Source organism: Phytoactinopolyspora endophytica (assembly GCF_004138495.1).
GTDB lineage: Bacteria > Actinomycetota > Actinomycetes > Jiangellales > Jiangellaceae > Phytoactinopolyspora > Phytoactinopolyspora endophytica.
This window is the reverse complement of the sequence record NZ_ML142851.1, coordinates 508,191-511,044: the sequence shown is the minus strand read 5'-3', so window position 1 is coordinate 511,044 and position 2,854 is coordinate 508,191. Positions and strand designations below refer to the sequence as shown.

Sequence of the window (2,854 nt, the reverse complement as noted above, 5' to 3'; positions counted from 1 at the left end):
TACCGCAATGCCGCAACACCCGTGGAATGGCTGCTCAGCGCGGTACAGACATCCAGCGACTTCCACTGGACCGGATCGACGCTCACGGCGGGCCGGCTCGTACCCGAGAAGCCGCCCTGGTGGTATCTGCCCGCGTGGGTGGGCGGATCCGTTCCGCTCCTGCTCGGGCTGCTGTCGGCGGCGGGGGTCACGCTGGTCGTCGTCCGAGTCGCACGACGACGGGTCCGCGCGACGAGCGGTCTCCGGGACCGGCTGGCGCACCCAGATGCGGGGATGCTGCTGTGGGTTGTGCAGGCGCTGGCGCTGCCGGCCATGGCGATCATCACGTCCGCGACGATGTACGCCGGGCTCCGGCAGCACCTCTACGTCCTGCCCGCGCTCGCCGCGCTGGCCGGGCTCGCCGTCCACTGGGTCCTGCGACGGTTCCGATGGGGCTGGCGGGGGACTACGGCCGTCGCTCTGGTGATCGCCGCGATCGCCGTCCCGGCCTTGGAGCAGACCCGCCTGTTCCCGTTCAACTTCGTGTACAAGAACCCGGTCGCCGGTCCGGTCAACGACCGCTGGGAGTCGGACATGCACTGGGTGTCCGGTCGTGAAGCCCTCACCCGGGTCCCGGCCGGTGAGCCGGCATGGTGCTACACAAGAGCAACCCTCTTGATCTCCGGTGACATGGTCCAGCCCACGGTCGAACGCTGCGCCGGTAACCCGAAGGTCGACGTGTTCCTGGCCGATCAGGGCAGCGACGTCTCAGAGGATGACGACGCGTCGCAGCGCGACCCCGTGGACGAGGCCATCACGAACGAAACCTCTGCCGACGTCTGGGTGATCGCCCGGAAGTATCGCGGTAGCCCACCGGCGGCGGGCTGCGTGGAGCACGACAACGTGACGCGGAACCTCCGCGGCGAAGAGGTCACCATCTCGTACGTGCTCAGATGCGACGCCGCCGTTCTGACGCAATGATCAAAGGCTCGGGGCTCGCGCGCCCCTAAGGCCACCCCGAACCGGTGCAGTAGTGCTGGTGGTTCCGTCCAGGCCGCACGCCCTAGTCCGGGTGGATCTCGTAGACGATGAACCCCCGGCCGGCACCGTCGAGCTGGCGATGGTGAACGGCGTATCGCTCGTCGAGCTCCTCCAGGGCGTTCGGGAAGTCGCCGGCGACCAGGTGCGGGAACAGGACGACGAGGAAGTCGTACTCCGCGATCACGCCCTCGTCGCTGACGAGGACCGGGTGCGTGCCGTCGCCGGCTCGCTCGTCGTCGATCGCCAGCACATCGTGCACCCGGATCTCGTCGCTGTACCGTTCGAAGTAGAAGTTCGCCATGGAGCCGCGACGGTGTGACGCTTCCAGGACCACGTAGTCGCTGTCCTCGTCGCCACCTATGACGTCCACGATGCGGTGGACATTTCCCCGCCAGTCGGCTTTGGGCTCCGTCGCGGCCGAGTGCGCCCCCGGAAGGACGAGAGTGGTGATCACGACGACGATGGCCGCAGTGGTCACCCCCGCGGGAAGCTCGCTCCCTCGGAAGCGACGCCACGCCCGTCCGGCCAGTCTGCCGGCCTCTTCCACGGTCAGGACGACGAGTGGAGCCAGCGGTACCACGCTGAAAAGGAAATAGCGCATGTTGTAGCGTTCGACGCCGGCCAGCGAGAAGGCGATGTAGACGATCGCCAGCGGGAGCACCAGCCAGGCCACGAGGTAGACGACGGTCCACGCCCGCCGCCGGTCGCGCGTCAGTGGACCGCCTCGCACGAGCACGGCAAGCGAACGGATCAGCAGTGCGGCCGCACACGCCAGACCGATCCACCACACCAGCCGCGGCCCGTCGATGTTGGGCTTCACCACCTGGTCGACGAGCAACTCGTCGACCCCTTGCACCTTGTCGCTCACGGCGAAATCGTCGCTGCGACGGCGGAAGTCGTCGACGAACACCCGCCCCCATACCGCAGCGAACACCGCGCCCTGCAGCACGTACGCCGCGACCAGCACCGACAGGCTCCGCCAACGGGACCCTCCAGCGCGCGGTGCCGGCCCCGCGGACCCGTCCGGAGGCCCCGCGGAGCCGTGGGCCGGACCTTCGGATGCTCCTTCACACCTCACCTGGTCTCCCAGGACGAACGCGGCCGCGACGACGGCCTGGGCCACCCAGAAGAAGATGTTGTAATAATGCGTCAGCAGCAACGCCACGTTCGTCAGGGTGAACAGCACCGCGCTCGGCGAGAGCACCGCGGACCGCCAGCCGCCGGCCGGCCTGCCGGCTGCGTCCGTGCTGGCCGCCACGTCCACGCCGGTTCCTGCGCGTGACCCCATATCCGCACCTGACCGCACGATCCGCAACAGCAGATACGACGACAGGGTGACGAGGAAGACGGTCTGCGCATATGAACGAGTCTCCAGCGCGTAGTACAACGGCAGGTACATCAGCGCGAACGTGACGGCCGACGCCAGGGCGGCGCGCCGTGAGAACACGTCTCGCACCAGCAGGTAGAGGAACAGTGTGGCCAGCGTGACGTAGAGGTTGGACAACGACCTCGTCGCGACCTCGGAGTCGGAGAAGACGTTCATCCAGTGGTACAGGACGAACTGGTACAGCGGCGGGTGGACCGAGTTCTCGGCCAGGTTGTTCACCGCGGCGAGCGCACCGTCGTTCCACCGGCCATAGACAGCGACCGAGTACAGCTCGTCGACCCAGTACGAGTTCCGGTCGGCCAGCAGCCAGCGCGCGATGAACGACGCCACCAAAAGCGCCACCAACAACGCCTCGCCATGGAGCCAGGAGCCGACGCGTCGATACGCGTCGCTGATGCGTGGCAGCGCCGACGTCGCGGGGCGCTCGGAGCGGTGCGGGCTCGCGAC

1 protein-coding gene and 1 pseudogene are annotated in these 2,854 nt (G+C 68.0%); one reads left to right on the top strand and one right to left on the bottom strand.

The genetic code is table 11. From position 1 onward, the window contains the following. Positions 1 to 960 (top strand): annotated as a pseudogene (locus tag ELR45_RS34790) (hypothetical protein); the annotation flags it as partial. Between the two features lie 82 nt (positions 961 to 1,042). Here ELR45_RS34790 and ELR45_RS08190 read toward each other — a convergent pair. Continuing rightward, on the bottom strand, positions 1,043 to 2,854 hold a 1,812-nt coding region (locus ELR45_RS08190), incomplete at its 5' end, for a glycosyltransferase family 39 protein (RefSeq protein WP_165367586.1).